Raw genomic sequence first — 21,323 nt, 5'->3', positions numbered from 1 at the left:
AGCGGAGCGAGCCTCGAAGGATCGACGGCCACCAGCCGGGCCGTGCACCCTTCGAGACGCGCGCAAGAGCGCGCTCCTCAGCGACTGTGTTCTTCGTCAAGCGGGTTGCCATAGTTTTTGGTCCCTGAGCATGGCGTTGAGGATGGTGAGGACTTTGCGAGCGACGGCGATGAGGGCGACCATCTTCGGCTTTCCGGCTGCCAACAGGCGTCGATAGAAGACCTTGAGTTGGGGGTGATATCGGCTTGCCGAGAGGGCGGCCATGTAGAGGCCGGCGCGCAGTGCAGCTCGCCCGCCGCCGATCATGCTCTTGCCCTTCCAGCGGCCGGACTGGCGGGTGAACGGAGCAAGGCCGGCGAGGCTTGCGATCTGGCGCCGATTGAGGGTGCCGAGTTCAGGCACCTCGGCCAGGAACGTGCGGGCAAGCGTGTTGCTCACCCCCGGAAAGCTGACCAGCAGTTCCTCCTTGGCCCGCCAGATCGGCGAACCGCGCACCAGCGTGTCGATGTCGTTGTCGATCTCCAGCAGTTCTTTCTCGAGGACCTTGATGTGGCGGGCAAGGCTCTTGCGAACGCGCACATTCTCGGCCCGCTTCTCGCGCTGTCGCTCGGCAACGATCATCTCGATGATCTGCCGCCGGCGGCTGACAAGTTCGGCCAGAAGCCGGGCTTCCTGATCCGGCATCGCACGCGGCGTTGGCTTCACCGCCTCGACAAACCGCGCGATGATCGCCGCATCGATCGGATCGGTCTTGGCGCGCTGGCCAACCGCCTGCGCGAAGTGCCGGATCTGGGCCGGATTGACCACCACCAGCGGCAACTGGGCGCCGGCCAGCGCCGCGGCGACAATGGTCTCGAAGCCGCCTGTCGCTTCCACCGCTACCAGCGTCGGCGAGCAAGTCTGAAGACGGGCAACAAGTTCTTCCAGGCCTTTGCCGTCACGCGCCACGGCAAAGGCTTCCCCGCTCGGATGCAAATGCACATCCAGCCGGTCTTTCGATACATCAATGCCAACATAGATCGCGTCCATCTGCACCCATCCTTGCGCAACCGGGCTCGCCAGGCGGCCCTCGCGACTGTTCGGGTTCAATGGAACAACGGACGGGGCGCCGCGCTGAGGCACGGGCTTCAAAGCCCTGGGGTGAAGCGGTCTCCCGTCCGTTACCGCACCGGACACTCTATTCGATCCAGCGCCTCCTGACTTACAAGGGTGACGGGGCGGGGCGCGCGCGACTGCGATGGCGCGAAGACCAATATTCGATCGGCATTGATCGATGCCCGAACGGCAATGGACCGTCGGCGACAACGCTCCTACGGCTCGCTCAGCCGACCCGGGGATCAATGGATGGTACGGGCAGGGAGGACAACATGATTTCACGGCGCAATCTGATGGCCGGCATCGGCGCGGGCATGGCGAGCGCAGCGGCCAGCCGCGCCATGGCGCAGTCGTTCCCGTTCAAGCCCAATCAGCGCTATCCGGATCCGGCGGTCGAAATCCTCGACCCAGCTTTTGCCAAGTACCGGCTCTACAGCAGCACGCTGGAGCAGGTTGCGACCGGCATGCGCTGGGCGGAAGGGCCGGCCTATTTCCCCGAAGGCGGCTATCTGCTGTTCAGCGACATCCCCAACAACCGCATCATGAAGTACAGCGAGAAGGACGGCAGCCTCAGCGTCTTCCGCAGTCCCGCCAATTTCGCCAACGGCAACACCCGCGACCGTCAGGGGCGGCTCGTCACCTGCGAGCATTCGGTGACGCGGCGGATCACGCGCACCGAGAAGAACGGCAAGATCACCGTGCTGGCCGACAGTTTCGAAGGCAAGCGCCTCAATGCGCCGAACGACATCGTGGTGAAGTCCGACGACACGATCTGGTTCACCGATCCGGTGTTCGGCATCGCCGGCGAGTGGGAGGGCTCCAAGGCCAAGCGCGAGCAGGACAACACCAACGTGTTCCGGATCGGCACCGACGGAAAGCTGACCGCCGTCATCACCGATTTGGTCAATCCGAACGGACTCGCGTTCTCGCCGGACGAGAAGAAGCTCTACGTCGTCGAGTGGAAGGGCACGCCGAACCGCAGCATCTGGAGCTATGACGTCAATCCCGACGGCACGGTCGGCAACAAGACCAAGCTGATCGACGCAGCTGACCAGGGATCGCTCGACGGCTTCCGCGTCGACCGCGACGGCAACCTGTGGTGCGGCTGGGGCAGCAACGGCGCGCTGCAGTCGGAGCCGACCGAGACGGGCGGCCGCAAGGTGTATCAGCTCAAGGGCAGGCCTGAGGATCTCGACGGCGTCATGGTGTTCAGCCCGCAGGGCAAGCCGCTCGGCTTCATCCGCCTGCCGGAGCGCTGCGAGAACCTGACCTTCGGCGGACCCAAGAACAACCGCCTTTACATGGCGTCATGCCATTCGATCTACGCACTCTATGTCGAGGCGCACGGCGCGACGTGAGACGCCGCGAGACAGAGCGAGTGTAGAACTCCAAGCGTGTGCCAACTCCGTCACCGTCATCCTGAGGTGCGAGCGGAGCGAGCCTCGAAGGATGCACGGCCCGGCTGGTGGCCGTCGACCCTTCGAGACGCGCGCAAGGGCGCGCTCCTCAGGGTGACGGATCTAGCAGCGAGTCTCGAAGAGCTAATTGATATCCGCGAGCTTGTGCAGCGTCGCGCCGAAGATCAGGCTCGCCTTGCCGACCAGCGCGGTTCCACTCATGGTGCCGCGGGTGTCGGTGAAGGTGCCGGAGACGCCGATGCCGACCGGCGCGGGCCCGCCGAACAGCGGGTTGTCGGTCTCGCGCGGCGTGGTGTGGCGTTGCACGAGGACCTCGCCCTTGAACGCGTCACCCTTCACCGTGTAGCTGCCGGTGTAATAGAGATAGGCATCGCCGCCGAGAATTTGCCCGTCGCGGAAAAGAATCACTCCGCTGCCCTTGCCGACGCGTCCGTCCAGCTGGGTGACATGGATTGAGTACAGCCCGTTCTTCATAACGTCCCATGTACCGGCTGCCGCGCCCGCAGCAATCCGGATTGGTTTTTTATGCCAAAGCGAGCAACCTCGTGCAATGCGGCAGGTTGATTCCGGGGGTATCCGGACTGACCGTGAACCCTCGGTTCCTGCCAGGCGGTGTGACGGCGCGATGACAGCGGACCGTGCGCGCGAATCGAACTGGCCCGCGAAATGCATAGCTCTGGTTGCACTGGCCGGTGAGTGCTGGAGCGAACACATGTCGGACTGGATTGAATCGGGCGGCCGTTTGGCACGCCCTCGCAATGCCAATGGAACTTGGGCCCGTCGTGCGGGCCGTGTGATGGTGTCTCTCGGGCTGATGATGCTGGTGTTGGCGGCGGCCGTACAAATCGCGCGGGCGCGCGATCCCGACGGCCGCTACGCCAATTCGCCGCTCAAGGAATGGTTCGACGGTCTGCGCAGCGGCAAGGGACCGTGCTGCTCGGATGCCGACGGCAGCGCGGTCAGCGACGTCGATTGGGAATCGAAGGACGGGCATTACCGCGTGCGTCTCGACGGAGCCTGGGTCGACGTCCCCGACGAGGCTGTGGTCACCGAGCCCAACCGGGTCGGCCGCGCGATGGTCTGGCCGATCAAGAGCTACATGGGCGTAACGATCCGCTGCTTCATGCCCGGCAGCATGACGTAGCGGACCGGTTTTCGCTCACACGTATTTCTGGTCGCGCTCGAGCAGCTCGATCGAGATGCCCTGCGGGCCGCGGATGAAGCAGATCCGCACGCCGGGGCGGATCGTGGTCGGCTCCTTGGTGAACTCGACGCCCTTGGACTTGATCTCGGCCGCGACCGCGTCGATGTCCTTCACGGTCAGGCCGAAATGATCGAGCCCCTGATACGGCGTCACCGGCGGGGCGTTGACGCCGTCGCCTTGCGTCACCTCCGCGATGAACACTTTGGCGCCGCCGAGCTGGACGTCGATGCGGCCGGGCCCGCGGATGATCTCGCCGCCGAGAATGTCGCGCAGCCAGGTCGCGGTGGCCTCGGGATCGGGACTGCGCAGATGGACGTGGTCCCAGGTGACGACAGGCATTGCGGTCTCCTTGTTGTTCTCGCGCGCGCTTGGGTGCGCGGCACTCGCTCTCGGGCGGCGCAAATCTAGCGAGCGGTCCGTTGGGATACCATCCCTCCGTGATGCCAGCCGCAAGATTGTCGTCCCGGAATGAAACCATTCCGGCGGTCGGTGATTGATTTTGCGTGGCCGCTCGACCTGCGGCCGTCCTGGATGCCGCACGCTGCGATGCCTGCGGCTTCTGTGCTGGGTGGCGGCTTGATCGGGCGTCGAGGGTGAGGGCACGACGATGCGGATCGGCTTGGCGTCGTTTCGAAGGTTTGGCGCCGGACGTCTCGGTGAGGGCGGCCTTTACGCCAGCCTGCTGCTGTCGGTGATCGCGGTCGCCGGGATTGCGGCGTGGTTCATGCTGCCCGAGCCGAGCGATGCTGGAGACCAGGATGTCAGGCCGGTGCCTTCCGCCGTCATCCGCACCGCGCAGGATGCATCGCGGGGGGCGCAGCCTGCCCAAATCACAAATCAAGCCGCAAAGGATGCCCCGGCCGCACCGGCAGGTGAACCGGCCACGGTCGGCGTGGCCACCGCCGCGCAGCCGGCCGAGGCGGCCAAAGCGTCCGAGCCCGGTACCGAAAGATCGCCACTGGACAGGCTGCGGATCGCCTCGCAATCCTGGCGGCGCGGCGGGCTGGGTTCGAAGGTGCTGGTCACCCTGACGCTGCGCAATGCCAATGATTTCGCGGTGAAGGATATCGAGATCGCCTGCGCCTTCATCCGCAGCGACGGCAGCCCCGTGACCGAGCGCAAGCGGCTGATCCCGGACACCATCGCCATGAAGAGCCGCAAGACCTACCCGCAGATGCTGATCGGGTTCGTAAACGTTAACGCAAACAAGGCCAAATGCACGGTTGCGACCGCCAGCCGCGCCTGAACCCTGCATCCCGAAAAAGTGACCAGGAATTGACTTGCCGGGTGAACCGCAATGGCCAGGCAGGAACTAACTAATAAGCCGACCGTTAGAGAACGACCCGGGAGCGCGGATAGCGTCTGCCCGGGTGATCATGCGCAGACGATAAATTCGTTGCGCGATGCCAGATGTCGTCGCGTCGAGTTGAACCGCGCCCGTAGCGCGGGGGGAGCTACCAAAATGCCTGTGGCGCGTTATTTCCTGTTCGTTGGTGGCGTGCTGCTCGCGCTGCTCTTCGTCGTCAATGCCATCGTACCGCAGGAGGCTGTGGTCGCCAGCCAGGGCCTGTCGTCGCCCGGCGTCGACAACAAGACCATGGTACGCATCAAGTCGACCCAGAAACTGCCGGAGCGGGTGGTGTACGACACCAACCTGCCGACCATCGTTCCGTCGCAGGTGAACGCGGTTGCCGCAGCGACCCCGGCGGGTGCCAGCGATGCGTCGGCGCAGGCCCGCGTCCGTGACACGTTCGCCCAGTTCATTCCGCCGGAGAAGGCTGACGCGCGCAAGGGGCCGGTCGTGGCCGAGGCGAAGCCGGCGGAGCAGCCGGTGCAGGCGTCGAAGAAGCGCAAGATCGCGCGCAGCCATACCCATTCCCAGCAGCCGATGCGGCTGGCCCAGCCCGGCATGTATCAGCCCTACCGTGTCGCGCAGCAGCAGCAGCCGCGCATGGGCTTCTTCGGCGGCTTCGGCACCTGGTAGACAAGGACACGCCGCAATCGGCAATCGATACGCCGCCGCAAACACTTGCGGCGGCATTTTCATGTCCGCGAGATTAGGCGGGTAACCGGTTGCTGGAAGGCGGCCGGGTGACCAGAACCGGTTAGCGCGGCAGGCGCGGAATCTTGTCGGCGAAGCCGTTGTAGCAGGTCAGCCGCTCGTCCTCTTCCTTGACGAACCGGCATTCGGCAACGCCCTTGGCAGGGGCGGCCTTCGGCTTGGGCTGCGGCTTGAAGATCTCGTCGTAGCACATCAGCCGCTCCTTGGTGGCGTCGTCGATGTCCTGGCAGGCCTGGAGCTTCTGCGCGACCGATTGCGGCTTACCCGGTGCAGCCTTCTCGCCCTTCTTGGCCGCCGATTTCTTGCCGACCTGGACCAGCGGCTTGTCGCCGACCATCGGCTGCGGGGCCGCCGCCGGCTTGTCGGCGGCGGGAGGTGGGGTGGTGGCTGGAGCGGTGCCTTGAGCAAGCGCGGCAGCCGGGCAGAGGAGCGCCAGCGCGAGGATGATATGTCTCATGATGAAAATATCCGAAGTGGCGTGATGACCGGAAGGATGGCGCCGGGGATCGGAAAAGCCCGGCAAGCGCCGAGGCTTATCGCAAGTTCTGCCCGAATCCTACCCCCGGAGGGGCCCCGCCCGGCACCGATCCACCGGCAAAACAGGGGCAATTCGTCGCCGGTTCGGCGGCAAGGGAGCGTGAGTTGCGTTTGCCGGGCCGGGCGGCTATAACGGCGCCATCTGCGCGACTGGCGCTTGGATGGACCACCATCGGGGAGCGCAGAGACTGAACGCCGCGCGCCTGGGCACCGCTTCGAAACGGAGGTGCCATGACGGCGAACATTCTTGATGGGCATGCACATGCCCAAATTGTCATCGACAAGGTTGCGAGCGAACTGGACCGGCTGCCCCGCGCGCCCGGGCTCACGGTCGTGCTGGTTGGCTGTGACCCGGCGAGCCAGATTTATGTACAGAGCAAGGTCAGGATGGCCGAGCGGCTTGGCCTGCGCGGCGAGGTCGAACGCCTGCCGGATGACGCCAGCGAGGCCGAGCTGCTCGCCAGGATCGACGCGCTCAACGCGCGCGACGATATCGACGGCATCCTGATCCAACTGCCGCTGCCGGCGCATATCGACGCCTTGCGCGTGATGGCGGCGGTCGATCCCGCGAAGGACGTCGACGGCCTGCACGCGCTGAACGCAGGCCGGCTGTTTCACGGCGACGATGCGCTGGTGCCGTGCACGCCGCTCGGCTGCCTCAGGCTGATCAAGTCGATCCGGCCAGATCTCACCGGCGCTCATGCCGTGGTGATCGGCAGCTCCAATATCGTGGGCAAGCCGATGGCCGCGCTGCTGCTGCAGGAGCAGGCGACCGTGACGCAGACCCACATCCACACCCGCGGCATCAGCAAGATCTGCCGTCAGGCCGATATCCTGGTCAGCGCGGTGGGCAAGGCGGGCCTTGTGCGCGGCGACTGGATCAAGCCGCAGGCCATCGTCATCGACGTCGGCACCACGCGCGTCGAGAAGCCGGAAGGCGGCTACGCGGTGTGCGGCGACGTCTTCTTCGACGAAGCGGTGCAGGTCGCCGGCGCGATCACGCCGGTGCCGCGCGGCGTCGGCCCGATGACGATCGCCTGCCTGATGGAGACCACGGTGAAGGCCGCGAAGGCGAGGGCGGCGCGGCTGCAATAGCCGCGCGGCGGGCTTGCAGCGAGACGGGAGCGGCCGGCGCCGCGCGCGTCTCTGCTTTGCAGCGCAGTCCGGTGCGCCAAGAACATGACCCCGGAGGTCATGGCAAGCCCGCAGCATTGGTCTATCGTCGCGCGACAGACGGAGGCGCGCGATGCTGTATGCAGAAGATCTCACCGAGGGCCAGACATTCCAGCTCGGCACCTACACGATCGGCGAAGCCGAGATCCTGGAATTCGCCGGCAAATATGATCCGGTGCCGATCCATACCGATCCCGTCGCGGCTGCGGCGGGCCCGTTCGGCGGCCTGATCGCAAGCGGCTTCAACACCATTGCGATCTATCAGCGGCTCGTCGTGGAGGCGATCTGGACCAAGGTGGCGGGCATCGTCGGGCGGAGCTTCGAGATCCGCTTGCCGAGCCCGGTTCGCCCGGGCGCCACGCTCACCGGCCAATCCCAGATCCAGAAAATCACCATCAGGCCGGAGCGGCGTGACGCCGTCGTGATCTTCAAGACCGAGCTCGTCAACAACGAGCAGCGTCCCGTGCTTGTCTTGGTTCTCGATGCGCTGATCCACATGCGGCCGGCGGATCAGGGGCGGACGTAATCGAGGCTGGTGTATTCCCGGCGCTCCGCCGTGTGGTCGCGCAATGCTGCGGCGCTGAGTCCTTCACTGGGGGGGCGACGAGGTCGGCTCGTCTGCGGTCCGCTGCTTCGTATCGAGCGTGCCCGTCACCCAGCGCGCGACCCGCGGACCGATGACCAGCAGCACAACGATGCGCAATACCTGCAGCGCCATCACGAACGACATGTCGACCTTGGTCCCGGCGGCGATGATCGCTGCGGCGTCCACGCCGCCTGGGCTCGTGGCGAGGTAGGCCGTCAGCGGATCGATGTGCAGGGCGATGACCAGGAACCAGGCCAGCGCGCCGCAGGCTGCCATCAGGAGCAGGATGGCCCCGAGACATTGGGGCAAGGCGCGCATCGCGGTGGCCAGGATCTCGCGCGTGAAGCCGAGACCCGTGCTCCAGCCGATCAATGCATAGCTTGCGATGAGGACAAGCGGTGGCAGCTCGATCCTGATCCAGCCCTGGATGACGAGCGTTGCGCCGATCGCAAGTGGACCAAGGAGGACGCCGGCCGGAATGCGCATGGCCAGTCCGAGCCATCCACCGACCACGGCCACAACCACGGTGGCAGCGAAGTCCTTCCAGTCGACCGGTGACAGCAGGCCGGCTGCGACGGGGCTGCCGCCGCCGTGAACGAACATCACCGCCACGACGGAGGCCGCGGCCGCGACCATCACGACCCGCAGGTACTGCATGAATGCGACGAGCCTGAAGTCGGCGCCATGCGCCTCCGCCATCACCATCATGACGGTGGCTCCGCCCGGCAGCATTCCCCATACCGCGGTGCTGCCGGGGATGATGCGGAAGAAGCTGATCGCCCAGCCGATCAAGGCGCTGGCCGATACCGACAACAGGATCACGCTCACGAACAGGAGCCAGTGATGCGAGAAGCCCGCAAGGATCGCGGGCGTCATCGCTCGTGCGACGAGGCAGCCAATGACAGCCTGCGCCGCCAGCATCGCGATCCTCGGAACTCTGACCGGCGCTCCCGCGGTCTGCATCAGCACGGCCGCCACAAGCGGGCCGAGCAGCAGCGCTGCGGGAAGTCTCATCTGTTCGAGCAGGCCGCCGAGGACGAGCGAGGCAAGCACCAGAACGGCCCAGCGGGTGGCGGGCTCCAGGCGGCCAAGCGCCCCGTCTTGAGGCTGGATCGAATTCACCGCGTGAGCTCGACGTCATCGGCCTTCGTCACGCGTCCGAGCCGCGGCATGATATGGGTGAACGCGAAGTCGTGCATGGCCGCCGACTGCCCGGCGCAGGCGTCCTCGACCACGACGACGGCATAGCCGTGCTCGTGCGCCGCGCGGGCGGTCGACTCGACGCCGATATTGGTCGCAACGCCGCCGATGACGACCGTGTTCACGCCACGGCGGCGTAGCTGCAGGTCAAGCTCCGTGCCGTAGAAGGCGCCCCACTGACGCTTGGTGATGCGGATGTCGGCGGGGCCAGCCAGGCCATCGATGATATCCGACCAGCCTTTGGGGAAGCCCTCGGTTGGGAGTTGCCAGGACTGATCGACCGGCGTCTTCAAGGCGTCCGCGTAGCCGGGCGAGAAGTCGACATTGACCAGCACCACAGGCGCGGAGGCGTCGCGGAAGCGGCCGGCGAGCGTCCTGGCCACCGACACGACCGCCTCGCCGGAATGCGGCTCAACGGGCATGCCGATGATGCCGTTCTGAAGGTCCACGAAGATAAGCGCGGTCGAGGATGCGGGGAGCGTTATCATGGTGCTTTCCTGAACGAGCGCGCACGACACCGTCCGTTGCCAAGGTGGCTTCGGCGCGCTACATGTTTGAGGATTAACTCAACTAGAGCCCCATTATTTGAGTATGTCCTCAACTTCGTCAAGCCCCCCTCGTCAAACGCTCGTGCCACAGCGCGAGGGCGGCCGTCAGCGCGTGGCCGAGCTGATGGATGCGGCCGCCGAGGTGATTCAGGAACGAGGATACGAGGCCGCGACCATGGCGGAGATCGCTTCTCGCGCGAACGCGAGGATCGGGTCGCTGTATCGTTTTTTCCCGAACAAGGAGGCAATCGGCGATGCGCTGATCGACGGCTACGCCGCCGTCCTGTCCGAGGAATATGCCGGGATGCGCGAGCGCGCTCTCCGCTCGGCCCCCGAAGAACTGGCGGACCTGCTGATCGACCTGCTCGTCCGGGTTTATCCCCAGACCAGGGCGATGACGGCGCTGCTGGATTCCCGCACAGACTGGACCGAGATACGGTTGCGCTTTCGAAGCCAGGCGATGGCGGAGATCGGCGCGGCGCTGAGGGCCTGCGCGCCAAATCTCGATGATCGCGAGATCGAGGACATCGTCCCTGTCGTCCTCAACAACATGAAGACCATGGTTGGCATGGTGAAGAAGGAGGCGCCCACCAGCGCCGGCGCGCCGGATGAACTGCGGCTGATGAATCGTCTGTACCTCGCAGCGAGGCTCGCTCCCGCTCAAGGTGCCATCAGGGGACAGTCTCCGCGCCGCAAATGACGGGTTTGGATGTTGTGGCCCGGCTCGGGGCTTCCGCGCTGTTGGGTCGCTGTTAGAGTATCAGCGGACATCACGCGCGTAGTTGTGACGGGCCCTCTTGATATGAAGCGCAGCAAGCAGACGCACGGCGAGATCGAAGCCAAACAGCGCAAGGCTGAGGAATGGCATCGCACGCTGGCACAACGCGCCGCCGAACGGCAACGCCTGCGCGACTACAAGATCGCGCTGGCGCGCGACGAGGTTGCGGTGGTCACGAGCCAACTCGCGCCCACGAACAGCTATTCGACTCCAGATTTCGTCGAACGCGGAACCTATCGGCCCGAGCCTTTCGTCTGCAAGGATTGCGGCGTTGCCGAGGTCTGGACGCCATTGCAGCAGAAATGGTGGTACGAGGCCGCCAAGGGCGACGTGTTCACCAAGGCCGTGCGCTGCCGGGCCTGCCGCACCAGGGCGCGCGCACGCAAATCCGCCGCGCGCCGCGTTCATCTGGAAGGCCTCGCCAGGAAGAATCCTTCCGCCTCGTAGAGAGCAGCAGCACCACACTTCACACAGCGATGGATGTGGAACCCCGCGCGCACGCGGTCAATGCGTCGCGCGTGCGGAACGTTTCGTTGCTTGATCGGTTCGAGACTTCGAAGCCCGCGGCGACGGGCGCGGGCGGGGAGGAACCAGCCAAGGAAACCATTGAAGGAAACCACTCAGGCCGGAACCAACAAGAAGGAGCAGCGGATGAAGCTTAATTCCACGCAAGTCAAACAGACCATGACGCAACTGAACGCGCAGGTGCTTCCGGATGATCATCCGGCGGTGGCGCAACTGAACAGCGTGTTCGGCGAGCACACATTCTTCGTCGACACCACCGGGCTCAAGGTGCTCGAACCCGCCCAGAGCTCCGACATGCCGGGGCAGACCGGCGAGGTGGTGAGCCTAGCCGACTGGAGCGATCCGGAGCTGACGTCGCTGCGGCCGCATGAGCCCGAACCGACCGGCGTGCTCATCACGCTTGAACCCAGCAAGCACTAGGAGCGTTTTCGAAATCGGCCTTCTTGATGGCGACAGTCTCCAACGTCACATCAAGAGGTGCCGAAAGTCACATGGCAAATCAGCGCCGCCTGCGTATGCATCGGTTCGAGATGGGTATCCAGGCGGTGAGGGCCAGATGGGGATCGTGCGGCGCTGGAGCTCTGACGAGGACGAGAAACTCAGAGAACTCGCCAGGGCCGGCAAGAACGCTCTCGAGATCAGCAACGAACTGACCCGCAGCGCGTCGGCCGTGCGCCGGCGCGCCGAGGTGCTGTCGGTCCTCATCATGGCCAAGGCGTTTCGCGCGCGCCCCTCGCATGTCGCCACCCATCTCGAACGGGTCGCGATCGACGCGATCCGACATCGCCGGCCGTTTCCCGCGGGGGTCGGCCCGAGCACCATTGCCGGAATGATCGAGAAGGGCTGGATCCTGCCGGAGACGGGGCGGAAATATCGCGTCACCGATGCCGGCGTGGAGGCCGTGCGCCGGAAGATCCCGAGCGGATGAGAACGGGCGGCCGCAAGACGTGCCGCGGGCGGGGGGCGCGATCAGCGGCGGGATGCGAGATTCTCCGCCCGGGAAGGGCGCTCGCGCCGTTGAAGGAGGATGAGACTGACCGCCAGCAGTCTCCCGTCCGTCCAACCCTCCGGCCCGATCGCACCGATGCTCAACGTCCAGCAAGCGCCAGAAGACCGATACCAGCGTTTCGCCGATCTCGCGCCGTTCGTCCGTGAAGCGATCAGCACCATCGCGGCATTGAGCCCGGCGCAGCGGCTGGATGTGGAATTCCTCGAACGCGAATTCATTCCCGCGCTGGGGCTCAATGACGAACTGCTTCACGAGCAGCCGCCGGAGCTCGCACCGAGCTTCGGCAAGGGCCTCCACCTCTGGCAGTATCCGAACCAGCTCGCGCCCTATCTCGCCTGGCTCGCGCGCAACGCGTCCGGCATTTCCTCCTATATGGAAATCGGCTGCCGCTGGGGCGGCATGTTCATCCTGGTTGCGGAGTGGCTGAAGCACAGCGGCGCCGATCTCAAGACCGTGATCGCACTCGATCCGATCGCGCCGACGCCTTTCATCGCGACCTATTTCGAACTGCTGCAGGAGCAGGCTTCTATCGAGCCGATCTATCTCCAGGCCTATTCGACTTCACCGCTGGTGGGTGCACATGTCGACCGGCTGAAGCCCGACTTCGTCTTCATCGACGGCGATCACAGCCTGCGTGGCGCGCTGCAGGATCACCTGCTGGTGCGCTCCCACGCCAGCATCATCGTACATCACGACATCCACTCCCAGGCCTGTCCGGATACGACGCTGCTCTGGAAAGCGCTGAAAGAATTCGAAGCACCTGGCTTCGATGCGTTCGAATTCACCAGCCAGTATCCGTCCGTCAACGGCTCGTTCCTCGGCATCGGCGCGATGAAGCGGCGGCAAGCCTGAGCTGTTGCCCTAACCGGCGCGCGGCGCCGAAGCTGACGCACCGTTGACCGCACGCGGCGAGGGGCGGCGCGTCTCCAGGTACGAATTACCCCAGACCCACAGCGACCGGATGACGGGGTCGAGCGAGCGTCCGAGCGGCGTCAGCGAATATTCGACACGCAGCGGCACCTCCGGATAGATCTCGCGGTGGATCAGGCCCGCGGTCTCGAGCTCGCGAAGTTGCCGCGTCAGCATGCGCTGCGAAATCCGCGACAGCCGTCGCCCGAGTTCGTTGAAGCGGATGGTGTCGCCGAGCAGGTGATAGAGGATCACGGCTTTCCACTTGCCGTCGATCAGATCGAGCGTCGCCTCGACGGGGCAGCCGGCCGCACAGTCATAGCTCTTCGCATCAAGCTCTTTCATGGTTCACTCCCTGATACTACCGGACATTCCTGTGCGTAATTGTCAGCGCCCAAATTAGCGCGCAACGTCGATCCCGCAAAGCCGAACCTTGCCGATGATGGCCGGTTCGGTACGCAACGACACATCAACGATAACAGGGAGGGGACCCGCGTGAAGCGAGGGATTTTGTTGATCGCCGCGATGACGGCGAACGCAATGCTATCGAGCGCGCGTGCGGATGAACCGGCTCGTGCCGAGATCGTGGCGCGGTTGCCGGAGTCGGTCGGCAACATCGCGATCACGCCGGACAACCAGCTCATCTTCAGCCATCATCCGTTCTTCAGTCCCGAGATCAGGGTCGCCAAGCTGACGTCGCCGACGACGTCGCAGCCATTTCCAAGCGCGGAGTGGAATACGCCGCGGAAAGGCACCGACCAGTATCTCGACAACGTGCTCGGGCTTCGATCGGACGAGAATGGGGTGGTGTGGATCATCGACATGGGATTCCGCACCAACATCACGCCCAAGCTGGTCGGATGGAACACGCGCAGCGACCGGCTCGAGCGCATCTATTACATGCCCGATCCGGTCACGCGGCCGGGCTCGCAGCCGCAGGACATCGTCATCGATCAGAAGCATCGCAAGTTCTATATCGCCGACGAGAACATCGGCCCAGGCGGCGACGGATCGCATGCCGCGATCATCGTCATCGACATGGATACCGGGCGCGCCAGACGCGTGCTTGACGGTGACCGCTCCACGATTCCCGAGGACCTGCCGATTACGGTGGACAGCAAGGATCTCACCGTGTCGGGCAAGGACGGCAAGCCGTCCATCATCAAGGTCGGCTGTGACGGCATCACCATGGATGTCAGGTCGGAATGGGTCTATTTCGCGCCGCTCAGCGGCCGCTCGATCTACCGCGTGCGTGTTGCCGATCTGAATGACGAGAAGCTGACGCCGGCCGAGCTCAGCGCCAAGGTCGAGCGCTATTCAGACAAGCCGAACAATGGCGGGCTCTCGATCGATTATGCCGGCAATCTCTATCTCACCGCGGTCGAGAGCAAGTCGGTGGGCGTCGTCGGAGCCGATCGCAAGTATCGCACCTATCTGAGCGATGCGGAGATGGTGTGGCCGGACGGGATCACCGCCTCTTCGGATGGCTACATGTACGTATCGGCGTCGCAAATCTCTGCGGCCGCGATGTTCCACGGCGGCAAGGGCGAGAACAAGGCCCCGTATCTGATCTATCGCTTCAAGCCGCTTGCTGCGGGCTACGTCTCGCGTTGACCGCGCATCGCGCGTGCTGACGACGATCGCCCGGCCTGCTTGCGGGCCGGGCGAGACCTGCAATCATGCATTCGCCGGTCGCTCGCCCAGATTAAGCTTGCTCTTGTCGCCGCCGGCCCAGGCCAGTGTCTTCGGGTCCATCACGCGGAACCAGAGCGGCGGGATCGCAGCAAGACCGAACATGCCGGTGTAGCCGTTCGGCAGCCGCGGGATGTCGTCGAAATCGCGCAGCGACTGGTAGGGGCGCATCGGGTTGGCGTGGTGATCGGAATGACGTTGCAGATGGAACGTCATCAGGTTCGAGACGATGTGGTTGGTGTTCCAGGAGTGGCGTGGCTCGACCGCCTGGTAGCGGCCGTTCGGCAGCTTCTCGCGCAGCAGCCCGTAGTGTTCGACGTAGTTGGCCTGGGTCAGCGCATACCAGCCGAGGAAATGGTGCGCGACGATGAACGGCGCGACCTTCCAGCCGAACAGCCCAATCAGAATGGCCGCGACGACGAGCGTCAGCGCAAAGCCCTGCAGGATCTCGTTGTTGACCGACCAGACCGGCTCGCCGCGCCGGGTCAGCCGCTCGGCCTCATTGCGCCAGCCGCGCCTGAACGCGCCCGGCAGCTCACGCGTCGCGAAGACATAGATCGATTCACCGAACCGCGCGCTGGCGGGATCTTCCGGCGTTGCGACCCAGGTGTGATGGCCGCGATTGTGCTCGACGCGGAAATGGGCGTAACCCACCGCGCAGTTGGCGAGCATACCGAAGAAGATGTTGAGCCGGTCGGCCTTGTGGCCGAGCTCGTGCCCGATCAGGAGCGCGCCGCCATTGATGGTGCCGACGCCGAGTAGCAAAGCGACATAGGACCACCACGGCAGCTCCTGCGTGCCGAAGAAGGCGATCAGGGCAACGTAGTTGATCCAGGGAAACACCACGGTGATGCGCGCCAGCCGCAGATAATACGGATCGGCCTCCATCGCGGCGACCACTTCCGCCGGCGGATTGTGGATGTCTTCGCCGAACAGGACATCGAGCAGCGGGATCAGGATGAAGATGAAGACGAACGGAATCAGCGTCACCAGCGGATTATGCGTCCGCAGGAAGAGCCAGTAGGACAACAGCGGGATCAGCGGCGGGATGAACGAGAGCATCCACAGATAGCGCTTGCCGTCCCGGTAGGTGATGGTGTCGCCAGCGGCATTGGTGCCCGTGAAGATCATCGCATTCCCTCCAGCATCTCTTGTCGAGGCGGCGCTCGCCGTTGTTGCAGAGAGGATGCCGCGAGGCGGGCCTGCGCCGCCAGTTCCCAACAGGCCAATTTTGTGGCATTTTGCGCCAGGCCTGTTCCATCAGGTCCGTTCGGCTGGACGCTCGCGAGGGAGGGCGCCAAGGCAATGCAGGGATCGGAGGCCGATGCCCTTCGCACGCCGGTGTCCGTGAGCTATGCGCGGGCACTGGTGCGGGCGTTTGGCAAGACGCGGGGCGAACGCGACGAGTTGCTGCAGGGCACTGCAATCCAGCAGGACGTGCTCGACCAGCCCGGCGCTCATATGCCGGTGTCGTCGCTGGTGATCCTCGCCGCCAACATCACCCGCCGGCATGGCGAGCTGTGGCCGCTGTCGGCCGCGGCGGTCTGGTCGACATCGCTGCAGGGGGCGCTCGACGTTGCGACCAGGACGGCGCCGACCATCGCGGATGCGCTCAACACCGGCGCGCGCTTCGGGTCGACCCGCGCGCCCTTTATCCGCAACCGACTGCGCACAACGCCGCGCTCGATCCAGATTGAAATCTCTCCTGCGGTCGCCATGGACGGCGCGCTGTGGCGCGCCGTGGCGCTGGCGGTCAGCCTCAACGTGCATGCGGTCTATGTGCAGCTGCTCGAGGATGCGATCGACCAGGCGACCTTGCAGTTTCCCTGGCCGCCGCCTGCGGGCGTGGAGCGGCTCATGCCGCATTATTCCTGCGCCGTGAAGTTCAACACCGCCGCCTTCATCTTCGACGTGCCCAAGCAGCTATGCGCGCGGCCTTCGCCGTTTGCCGATCCGGAATTGCACGCCAAGGCCATCGAAGCGCTCGAGGAGATCGAGAAGCCGCGCTCGGACACCGCGGCGCTGGCGCGGATCGTCGAGAGCCTGATTGCGGCGCGGCTGCCGCAGCGGCTCGGCGAGGAGGAAGCCGCGCGCCTCGTCGGCACCTCGCGGCGGACGCTGGTGCGGCGGCTGGCGGAAGCGGGCTGCGCCTACCGGCCGCTGCTCGACGGCGTGCTGCGCGAGCGCGCCCGGACAATGCTCGCGGCGGAAACGCAATCGCGCGACGAGATGGCGGCCGCGCTCGGCTACACCGACGCAACGAGCTTCAGCCGCGCCTGCCGGCGCTGGTTCGGCGACAGGAGCCTGCGGAGCTAGCTCAGCGGCGCGCCTTGGCGCGGCTGCGCAGGCTCTCCACCTTGCGACAGAGGTTGGATGGCCGACGGATCGTCGCGCTTGCGCTTGGAGGTCCACGCGACAAACGGGTAGGCCAGAAGCGCCAGATAGCTGGAGGGCATTGGATGATCGACGCCGAATGCCTTCGGATCCTGCCCCTTCGGAAGGTAGGCGCTCCCGAACAGCACATCGTAGAACGAGAACAGCCCGGCGAAGTTCTTGTCCCTGGCTGCCGTCTCGCTGCTGTGGTGCCAGTGATGAAATTCCGGCGACACCAGGACGTGGCGCAGCGGTCCATAGTTCAGGCGGACATTGGCGTGAACCAGCCAGGCCTGCCAGTAGTAGACGAGCAGGTAGGTCCCGATCGCTTCGGTGGAGAAACCGAGCGCGTAAAGCGGAAACAGCGCGCCGGCCTTCATGAAGATCACGTCGAGCGGATGCTGGTGAATCGCGGCGAGCCAATCCAGTTCCTCGACCGCGTGATGAACGGAATGGATCTGCCACATGGCGGGCACGACGTGCAGGATGCGGTGCGTCCAGTAGACGCCGAGGTCGGCGATCAGGATCACAAGGGGCACTTGAACCAGATACGGAAGATCGCCGATCGCCTGCGTCGCTGCCGCAGGCAGGATCGATTGATTGACCAGAATGGCCGCCGTCATGATGGCGATCACGCCGGCCAGAACCAGCCCGGCGTTGATGAACAGGAAGGCCATGTCGGTCAGCAGGCCACGCCTGAAAATCCTCTGAGGCCTTGCGGCGAACAGTCGCTCGAAAGGCACGAAGATCAAAACCGCCAGCAAAAGCTGCGTCAGTCCAAATAAATCACGCATTCAAATGACCGCCTGAAATGGCGGTAGCCTATCACCTCGGCTCCCAACAGCGTCAATAGGAAGGAAAGCCCAAGCCCAAGGAGCGTTAATCGGGAGCGTTAATCGGCCCGGTTCGCATCAACTCAAAAAGTCGTTTGACCTCGCTCAACCGCAACTTGGTGCCGGCCTGCATGTCGGCCGCAAACTGGCGGGCGACCTCCCGCCGGATTTCGATCGGCTTTCGGAGCTTTCGTCGATAGTTGCGGGTGAGCGGTGAAAGTTGTTGTGGCTCGCCACAAGACCAGCCGTGCCAGACCTATCTGCCGGTCAGTGCATGAAAGCCACGATCAGCGCAATCGTGACCAAGACGTATGTGCTGGTAACGGTAATGCCCAGGTATAAGCGCTCCATAACGGCCTCGCTGCTTTCAAGGTGAGGTGCCGCCCCCTCGTTGTTCATCGTAACGCTTGTCGCGCACCGAGAAGTTGGAATTTCGACTTACGGGGGCTCTACGGGAAAGCCATCGGGATTAGTCCTTGCGGGCGACCCGGTTTTGCGTCGATCGCGCCTGTCGCTGACACGCGCGATGGGCTAATTCAGCGACGGTGCATCCAGGGCACCGCGACTTGGAAATTGTTGCTTGCTTGAATCAAGGATCAGGACGTTCGGAATGGTCATTGGCTGGCTAACGCTGGCCTTTATTGCGTTCGCCACACTGTCCCCGATCCAGGACCGCCCCTCGTTTGCTGCTGATCCGCACGTCGAGCATTTCGCCGCGTTCGCGGTGATGGCATTGGCCTTTGCGGTCGGCCATCCCCGGCGCGCCGTGCTGGTCGTGCTCTTAGTCGTTTTCAGTGCGTTCACGCTCGAAGCAATGCAATTGCTAACCCCTGACCGGCACGGCCACCTGGCCGACGCATTCTTCAAGGTTGCAGGAGGCCTCGCCGGCATCGGAGCGGGCCGGCTTCTACTGCTGCTCGTTCTGCGCAACCAGTCCCGCCGGTGACTTCAACCGTTGAACTTCGCGAACGGCCAAGCAGCATCTCCAGGGGTCGAGAAAAGGCGCCTTGCTGAAGCGAGCATGACGGCCAGACGCTGACGGCCTCCGTTCAAATGAGGCATTCGTTCGGAGTTTGATGCCGCGTCTAGGCTCTTCCTAGCTTCGTTTCAGACGAGCGATCCTTTTGTAGTCGATCCACAACTCGACGAATTCGTGCTCGTCCAAAAAACCCTCAGCTCGGCGCTTTGCCTCTTCGTCGTCATTGCAACGAAGTTCATACGTTGCGCGTGCGACGCCGGCCGGGTCTACTCCAAATGCCACGTAAGGTTTGCGTTCTTCAATCATCTTGTCCCCATGACCTAATGGCAGTCCGATTGACGCAGATTGGCGTCGGAAGATGTCATTGCAATCGATGAATCTCAAATAACGAAAGAGGCCGCTGGCCGCTGAACAGCGGCCTCCTGGACCCCGATTTCAAATGGACGTCTTGGAAATAAAATCGCCGCCGAAGGTCCGTTATTAGTAGAGGGCAAATGCGCAACGCAGTGAAGTCCAAACACGCTCATCCACACAGGGAACTGTTGTGACGTTGCGAGCGCGACACACTTCTGTGACCTGGGAGCGATCTACATCGCTCGCGAATCTTGGTCAGAGCCCGGACGGATTATCGATTCCGTGCGCGCCAGTACGATCATTACGCCGACAGGAGATCGCAAGAGCTTTTGCCGGCAATTTGGAATTGCGTTCGCAATCAAATCTATCAGGATTTCGAATGGCTCGTGCACGACGGTAGTCCGAACCGCGGAACCTCGTTCGATGCAATCGGTGATCCGCGGGCCCGATATTTTCACGAGCCTGCGCCGATGACGATTGGAGCGAAGCGGAGCGCACGAGGCGTTCGGCGTGTGTGTGCAAGTTCACAAAAGCATCGAATGCCAAGTGCTATACTTAAGAAGATATTACGTCGTTCATATTGCTGAGGGAGTTTGCGGTGAATTACACGGCACCGATACAGCCAAGGTTCCTCGTTCGAAAGGGAAGCACTGACTGGATGGTTTACGATCGACAACGCAAGGGGGCGGCCCAATTGAACGATTACAGTTTGGCTGAGAAACTGACGAAGGAGCAGGCCGAGCAGATTAAGCAGAGGCTGGCAACTTGGACCTTTCAGCCTACTTGGGCTGGCCCGAAACGCCCATCGCGAAGTTGATGACCTCGTCCCCGTCCAGCCGAGTATCGACCCACCGAACCTTGTCGCGAAGCGTTTTTCGATGCCCATGAGGACGGGGACGAGCGGCCCGAATATCTAGCGCCTGAGACACAGCGCTACGGCCATCTAGCAGCGCTTGCCACGGTGCCGGCGGCCGGCCCCGCCGGGCTTCTCGCAAAGCGAGGGCCCTGCAGGTCCAGAGCTTGCTCGCCGATGTTGACCACTTCGAGAACATCGCGTCCTCGCTCGCTGGGAAGAAATGATTTGTCCCGGCGGCGCCTGTTATTCCCAGCGCTGGAGCCCTGACATTCCCAGTGCCGTCAATCCAGCAAATGCGAGGGCAAATGACTGTTGCAGTGCATACACAAATTGTATGAAAGAGGAGCCGGCGCCAGGGCCCGTACGCCAGCTCCTCCGAAACGGAGACCGTAAGACGTTCCCCAAACCGGTCCCGTCCCTCTGAGAAGCCTGCGCCGACCTGCTTGCTGATTTGCTAACGGCCTCGCTCGGCTAGCTCTCGACCAGCGGCGAATGGATATCGTTTTCCGGCAGGCTGGGCGGGAGTAACCCTTAATGGCGTTGCTTAGGGGCGGGAACGAGCGGCGGTATCAGAGGTAGTCTGTCGGCTCCCGACCCTTACACCCCACCCGGTCGGGAGTTGACAGAATGGCGACCTCGGCGCGCCGTCCGCGTCGGGGTCGTGTTCCTCATTGTGCACATCGCATTTCAGAACAAACGCCAAGCCGCGCCCTTGTTGCTGGCGCGCTCGGAGAGATTCGAACTCCCGACCCTCGGAATCGAAATCCGATGCTCTATCCAGCTGAGCTACGAGCGCGTTGCGGGTCGATTATCAGACTTGGGCTGCGGGGGCCAGCAGGGAGGGCACGGCGTCCGCGCCTCCCGCCGGCCTTGCTTTGAGCTCAGAAGCAGGGATGCCGGCGACGATCCTGGCCGACATAGGCGGCCGAGCCCTGGTAGCACTTGTTGGTCGACGGGCCGTCATAATAGGCGAAGCTGCCGGCGGCCGGGCCCGGGCCGTAATTGTGCAGATAGCTGATGTGGTAGGGCAGGCCCCAACGAGCGTGGTGGTGGTGATGCCGGTGGTGGCGCGGGGTGGCCGAGAGGTCGGCGGCTGCAGCCGGGGTGAGGGCCGGGATGGCCAGGGAAACGGTCACGGCGAGGGCGGCGAAAAGCTTGCTCTTGGTCATTGGCGGCCTCCTGGCATTCAAGC

Annotated in this window: 24 protein-coding genes, 1 tRNA gene and 1 riboswitch; of the genes, 14 read left to right on the top strand and 11 right to left on the bottom strand. The window is 64.0% G+C overall.

Annotation, left to right across the window (positions count from 1 at the left end; all coding sequences use genetic code 11):
• Window positions 1-96: 96 nt before the first annotated feature.
• Window positions 97-1,029: an IS110 family transposase gene (locus tag ACVIGB_RS11380; RefSeq protein WP_456718658.1), complete on the bottom strand. Its 933-nt coding sequence runs from the start codon at window positions 1,027-1,029 to the stop codon at window positions 97-99.
• Window positions 1,030-1,367: 338 nt separating this feature from the next.
• Between ACVIGB_RS11380 and ACVIGB_RS11375 the strand changes: the two genes are divergently transcribed.
• The gene (locus tag ACVIGB_RS11375) at window positions 1,368-2,453 is read left to right on the top strand and encodes an SMP-30/gluconolactonase/LRE family protein (protein ID WP_456722608.1); all 1,086 of its coding nucleotides are present in this window, start codon (window positions 1,368-1,370) and stop codon (window positions 2,451-2,453) included.
• 183 nt (window positions 2,454-2,636) lie between these two features.
• Here the strand turns inward: ACVIGB_RS11375 and ACVIGB_RS11370 are convergent, their stop codons facing one another.
• Window positions 2,637-2,987 carry a GrlR family regulatory protein gene (locus tag ACVIGB_RS11370; RefSeq protein WP_456722609.1) on the bottom strand — a complete coding sequence of 117 codons (351 nt, stop codon included), beginning with the start codon at window positions 2,985-2,987 and terminating at the stop codon, window positions 2,637-2,639.
• Window positions 2,988-3,225: 238 nt separating this feature from the next.
• Between ACVIGB_RS11370 and ACVIGB_RS11365 the strand changes: the two genes are divergently transcribed.
• Complete coding sequence (locus ACVIGB_RS11365) at window positions 3,226-3,657, top strand: hypothetical protein (protein WP_375789532.1); 432 nt, start codon at window positions 3,226-3,228, stop codon at window positions 3,655-3,657.
• 15 nt (window positions 3,658-3,672) lie between these two features.
• Here the strand turns inward: ACVIGB_RS11365 and ACVIGB_RS11360 are convergent, their stop codons facing one another.
• Window positions 3,673-4,056 (bottom strand): VOC family protein, encoded by a 384-nt coding sequence (locus ACVIGB_RS11360; RefSeq protein ID WP_092114932.1) that lies wholly within the window; start codon window positions 4,054-4,056, stop codon window positions 3,673-3,675.
• Window positions 4,057-4,324: 268 nt separating this feature from the next.
• Between ACVIGB_RS11360 and ACVIGB_RS11355 the strand changes: the two genes are divergently transcribed.
• Both ACVIGB_RS11355 and ACVIGB_RS11350 read left to right on the top strand, forming a co-directional pair.
• Complete coding sequence (locus ACVIGB_RS11355) at window positions 4,325-4,963, top strand: hypothetical protein (RefSeq protein WP_456722610.1); 639 nt, start codon at window positions 4,325-4,327, stop codon at window positions 4,961-4,963.
• Between the two features lie 216 nt (window positions 4,964-5,179).
• Entirely contained in the window at window positions 5,180-5,701 is a 522-nt protein-coding gene (locus ACVIGB_RS11350) for a hypothetical protein (protein WP_143046621.1), read from the top strand.
• A 121-nt stretch (window positions 5,702-5,822) separates the two neighbouring features.
• Here ACVIGB_RS11350 and ACVIGB_RS11345 read toward each other — a convergent pair whose 3' ends face one another.
• Complete coding sequence (locus ACVIGB_RS11345) at window positions 5,823-6,236, bottom strand: hypothetical protein (RefSeq protein WP_092114929.1); 414 nt, start codon at window positions 6,234-6,236, stop codon at window positions 5,823-5,825.
• Between the two features lie 216 nt (window positions 6,237-6,452).
• A riboswitch (ZMP/ZTP riboswitch) is annotated at window positions 6,453-6,532 on the top strand.
• A gap of 15 nt (window positions 6,533-6,547) precedes the next feature.
• On the opposite strand from ACVIGB_RS11345, the gene ACVIGB_RS11340 reads away from it, so the two are divergent.
• Together ACVIGB_RS11340 and ACVIGB_RS11335 are read left to right on the top strand one after the other, a co-directional pair.
• On the top strand, window positions 6,548-7,411 hold the full coding sequence (locus tag ACVIGB_RS11340) for a bifunctional 5,10-methylenetetrahydrofolate dehydrogenase/5,10-methenyltetrahydrofolate cyclohydrolase (RefSeq protein WP_456722611.1): 864 nt from the start codon (window positions 6,548-6,550) through the stop codon (window positions 7,409-7,411).
• Between the two features lie 151 nt (window positions 7,412-7,562).
• Complete coding sequence (locus tag ACVIGB_RS11335) at window positions 7,563-8,015, top strand: MaoC/PaaZ C-terminal domain-containing protein (protein ID WP_456722612.1); 453 nt, start codon at window positions 7,563-7,565, stop codon at window positions 8,013-8,015.
• A gap of 63 nt (window positions 8,016-8,078) precedes the next feature.
• On the opposite strand, the gene ACVIGB_RS11330 is transcribed toward ACVIGB_RS11335, so the two are convergent.
• Both ACVIGB_RS11330 and ACVIGB_RS11325 read right to left on the bottom strand, forming a co-directional pair.
• Window positions 8,079-9,197, bottom strand: a complete 1,119-nt coding sequence (locus ACVIGB_RS11330; protein ID WP_456722613.1) for an AbrB family transcriptional regulator — start codon at window positions 9,195-9,197, stop codon at window positions 8,079-8,081.
• A complete protein-coding gene (locus ACVIGB_RS11325; protein WP_456722614.1) occupies window positions 9,194-9,763 on the bottom strand; it encodes a hydrolase in 570 nt (189 codons plus the stop codon). The genes ACVIGB_RS11330 and ACVIGB_RS11325 overlap by 4 nt, the downstream gene beginning before the upstream one ends.
• A 172-nt stretch (window positions 9,764-9,935) precedes the next feature.
• On the opposite strand from ACVIGB_RS11325, the gene ACVIGB_RS11320 reads away from it, so the two are divergent.
• From ACVIGB_RS11320 to ACVIGB_RS11300, 5 genes are all read left to right on the top strand, one after another.
• On the top strand, window positions 9,936-10,523 hold the full coding sequence (locus ACVIGB_RS11320) for a helix-turn-helix domain-containing protein (RefSeq protein WP_456722615.1): 588 nt from the start codon (window positions 9,936-9,938) through the stop codon (window positions 10,521-10,523).
• Between the two features lie 102 nt (window positions 10,524-10,625).
• Complete coding sequence (locus ACVIGB_RS11315) at window positions 10,626-11,048, top strand: zinc-ribbon domain containing protein (RefSeq protein WP_456722616.1); 423 nt, start codon at window positions 10,626-10,628, stop codon at window positions 11,046-11,048.
• Window positions 11,049-11,252: 204 nt separating this feature from the next.
• The gene (locus tag ACVIGB_RS11310; protein WP_092125707.1) at window positions 11,253-11,546 is read left to right on the top strand and encodes a hypothetical protein; all 294 of its coding nucleotides are present in this window, start codon (window positions 11,253-11,255) and stop codon (window positions 11,544-11,546) included.
• 136 nt (window positions 11,547-11,682) lie between these two features.
• Window positions 11,683-12,054 carry a hypothetical protein gene (locus tag ACVIGB_RS11305; RefSeq protein ID WP_456722617.1) on the top strand — a complete coding sequence of 124 codons (372 nt, stop codon included), beginning with the start codon at window positions 11,683-11,685 and terminating at the stop codon, window positions 12,052-12,054.
• Between the two features lie 156 nt (window positions 12,055-12,210).
• A complete protein-coding gene (locus tag ACVIGB_RS11300; protein ID WP_456722618.1) occupies window positions 12,211-12,987 on the top strand; it encodes a hypothetical protein in 777 nt (258 codons plus the stop codon).
• A 9-nt stretch (window positions 12,988-12,996) separates the two neighbouring features.
• Here the strand turns inward: ACVIGB_RS11300 and ACVIGB_RS11295 are convergent, their stop codons facing one another.
• Window positions 12,997-13,389, bottom strand: coding sequence for a winged helix-turn-helix transcriptional regulator (locus ACVIGB_RS11295; RefSeq protein WP_456722619.1), 393 nt, complete (start codon window positions 13,387-13,389; stop codon window positions 12,997-12,999).
• Between the two features lie 150 nt (window positions 13,390-13,539).
• Between ACVIGB_RS11295 and ACVIGB_RS11290 the strand changes: the two genes are divergently transcribed.
• Window positions 13,540-14,658 carry an L-dopachrome tautomerase-related protein gene (locus ACVIGB_RS11290; protein WP_456722620.1) on the top strand — a complete coding sequence of 373 codons (1,119 nt, stop codon included), beginning with the start codon at window positions 13,540-13,542 and terminating at the stop codon, window positions 14,656-14,658.
• A 63-nt stretch (window positions 14,659-14,721) separates the two neighbouring features.
• Here ACVIGB_RS11290 and ACVIGB_RS11285 read toward each other — a convergent pair whose 3' ends face one another.
• The gene (locus tag ACVIGB_RS11285; RefSeq protein WP_456722621.1) at window positions 14,722-15,867 is read right to left on the bottom strand and encodes an alkane 1-monooxygenase; all 1,146 of its coding nucleotides are present in this window, start codon (window positions 15,865-15,867) and stop codon (window positions 14,722-14,724) included.
• Window positions 15,868-16,041: 174 nt separating this feature from the next.
• Here ACVIGB_RS11285 and ACVIGB_RS11280 point away from each other — a divergent pair, with 174 nt between their 5' ends.
• On the top strand, window positions 16,042-17,052 hold the full coding sequence (locus tag ACVIGB_RS11280) for a helix-turn-helix domain-containing protein (RefSeq protein ID WP_456722622.1): 1,011 nt from the start codon (window positions 16,042-16,044) through the stop codon (window positions 17,050-17,052).
• On the opposite strand, the gene ACVIGB_RS11275 is transcribed toward ACVIGB_RS11280, so the two are convergent.
• Complete coding sequence (locus tag ACVIGB_RS11275) at window positions 17,049-17,903, bottom strand: sterol desaturase family protein (protein ID WP_456722623.1); 855 nt, start codon at window positions 17,901-17,903, stop codon at window positions 17,049-17,051. The genes ACVIGB_RS11280 and ACVIGB_RS11275 overlap by 4 nt on opposite strands.
• 649 nt (window positions 17,904-18,552) lie before the next feature.
• Between ACVIGB_RS11275 and ACVIGB_RS11270 the strand changes: the two genes are divergently transcribed.
• The gene (locus ACVIGB_RS11270) at window positions 18,553-18,888 is read left to right on the top strand and encodes a VanZ family protein (RefSeq protein WP_456722624.1); all 336 of its coding nucleotides are present in this window, start codon (window positions 18,553-18,555) and stop codon (window positions 18,886-18,888) included.
• Window positions 18,889-20,850: 1,962 nt separating this feature from the next.
• Here the strand turns inward: ACVIGB_RS11270 and ACVIGB_RS11265 are convergent.
• Window positions 20,851-20,927: transfer RNA gene (locus ACVIGB_RS11265), tRNA-Arg, on the bottom strand.
• An 85-nt stretch (window positions 20,928-21,012) separates the two neighbouring features.
• Window positions 21,013-21,300 (bottom strand): hypothetical protein, encoded by a 288-nt coding sequence (locus ACVIGB_RS11260; RefSeq protein WP_456722626.1) that lies wholly within the window; start codon window positions 21,298-21,300, stop codon window positions 21,013-21,015.
• Between the last annotated feature and the right edge of the window lie 23 nt (window positions 21,301-21,323).

It is taken from the genome of Bradyrhizobium sp. USDA 4341 (genome assembly GCF_054063755.1).
This window is presented reverse-complemented; position numbering and strand designations above follow the sequence as displayed.

What these genes read in the sequence shown, in the direction of transcription:
- ACVIGB_RS11380 (WP_456718658.1), bottom strand. Translation starts at nt 1,029, where the DNA reads ATGGACGCGATCTATGTTGGCATTGATGTATCGAAAGACCGGCTGGAT.
- ACVIGB_RS11375 (WP_456722608.1), top strand. Translation starts at nt 1,368, where the DNA reads ATGATTTCACGGCGCAATCTGATGGCCGGCATCGGCGCGGGCATGGCG.
- ACVIGB_RS11370 (WP_456722609.1), bottom strand. Translation starts at nt 2,987, where the DNA reads ATGAAGAACGGGCTGTACTCAATCCATGTCACCCAGCTGGACGGACGC.
- ACVIGB_RS11365 (WP_375789532.1), top strand. Translation starts at nt 3,226, where the DNA reads ATGTCGGACTGGATTGAATCGGGCGGCCGTTTGGCACGCCCTCGCAAT.
- ACVIGB_RS11360 (WP_092114932.1), bottom strand. Translation starts at nt 4,056, where the DNA reads ATGCCTGTCGTCACCTGGGACCACGTCCATCTGCGCAGTCCCGATCCC.
- ACVIGB_RS11355 (WP_456722610.1), top strand. Translation starts at nt 4,325, where the DNA reads ATGCGGATCGGCTTGGCGTCGTTTCGAAGGTTTGGCGCCGGACGTCTC.
- ACVIGB_RS11350 (WP_143046621.1), top strand. Translation starts at nt 5,180, where the DNA reads ATGCCTGTGGCGCGTTATTTCCTGTTCGTTGGTGGCGTGCTGCTCGCG.
- ACVIGB_RS11345 (WP_092114929.1), bottom strand. Translation starts at nt 6,236, where the DNA reads ATGAGACATATCATCCTCGCGCTGGCGCTCCTCTGCCCGGCTGCCGCG.
- ACVIGB_RS11340 (WP_456722611.1), top strand. Translation starts at nt 6,548, where the DNA reads ATGACGGCGAACATTCTTGATGGGCATGCACATGCCCAAATTGTCATC.
- ACVIGB_RS11335 (WP_456722612.1), top strand. Translation starts at nt 7,563, where the DNA reads ATGCTGTATGCAGAAGATCTCACCGAGGGCCAGACATTCCAGCTCGGC.
- ACVIGB_RS11325 (WP_456722614.1), bottom strand. Translation starts at nt 9,763, where the DNA reads ATGATAACGCTCCCCGCATCCTCGACCGCGCTTATCTTCGTGGACCTT.
- ACVIGB_RS11315 (WP_456722616.1), top strand. Translation starts at nt 10,626, where the DNA reads ATGAAGCGCAGCAAGCAGACGCACGGCGAGATCGAAGCCAAACAGCGC.
- ACVIGB_RS11310 (WP_092125707.1), top strand. Translation starts at nt 11,253, where the DNA reads ATGAAGCTTAATTCCACGCAAGTCAAACAGACCATGACGCAACTGAAC.
- ACVIGB_RS11305 (WP_456722617.1), top strand. Translation starts at nt 11,683, where the DNA reads ATGGGGATCGTGCGGCGCTGGAGCTCTGACGAGGACGAGAAACTCAGA.
- ACVIGB_RS11300 (WP_456722618.1), top strand. Translation starts at nt 12,211, where the DNA reads ATGCTCAACGTCCAGCAAGCGCCAGAAGACCGATACCAGCGTTTCGCC.
- ACVIGB_RS11295 (WP_456722619.1), bottom strand. Translation starts at nt 13,389, where the DNA reads ATGAAAGAGCTTGATGCGAAGAGCTATGACTGTGCGGCCGGCTGCCCC.
- ACVIGB_RS11285 (WP_456722621.1), bottom strand. Translation starts at nt 15,867, where the DNA reads ATGATCTTCACGGGCACCAATGCCGCTGGCGACACCATCACCTACCGG.
- ACVIGB_RS11280 (WP_456722622.1), top strand. Translation starts at nt 16,042, where the DNA reads ATGCAGGGATCGGAGGCCGATGCCCTTCGCACGCCGGTGTCCGTGAGC.
- ACVIGB_RS11275 (WP_456722623.1), bottom strand. Translation starts at nt 17,903, where the DNA reads ATGCGTGATTTATTTGGACTGACGCAGCTTTTGCTGGCGGTTTTGATC.
- ACVIGB_RS11270 (WP_456722624.1), top strand. Translation starts at nt 18,553, where the DNA reads ATGGTCATTGGCTGGCTAACGCTGGCCTTTATTGCGTTCGCCACACTG.
- ACVIGB_RS11260 (WP_456722626.1), bottom strand. Translation starts at nt 21,300, where the DNA reads ATGACCAAGAGCAAGCTTTTCGCCGCCCTCGCCGTGACCGTTTCCCTG.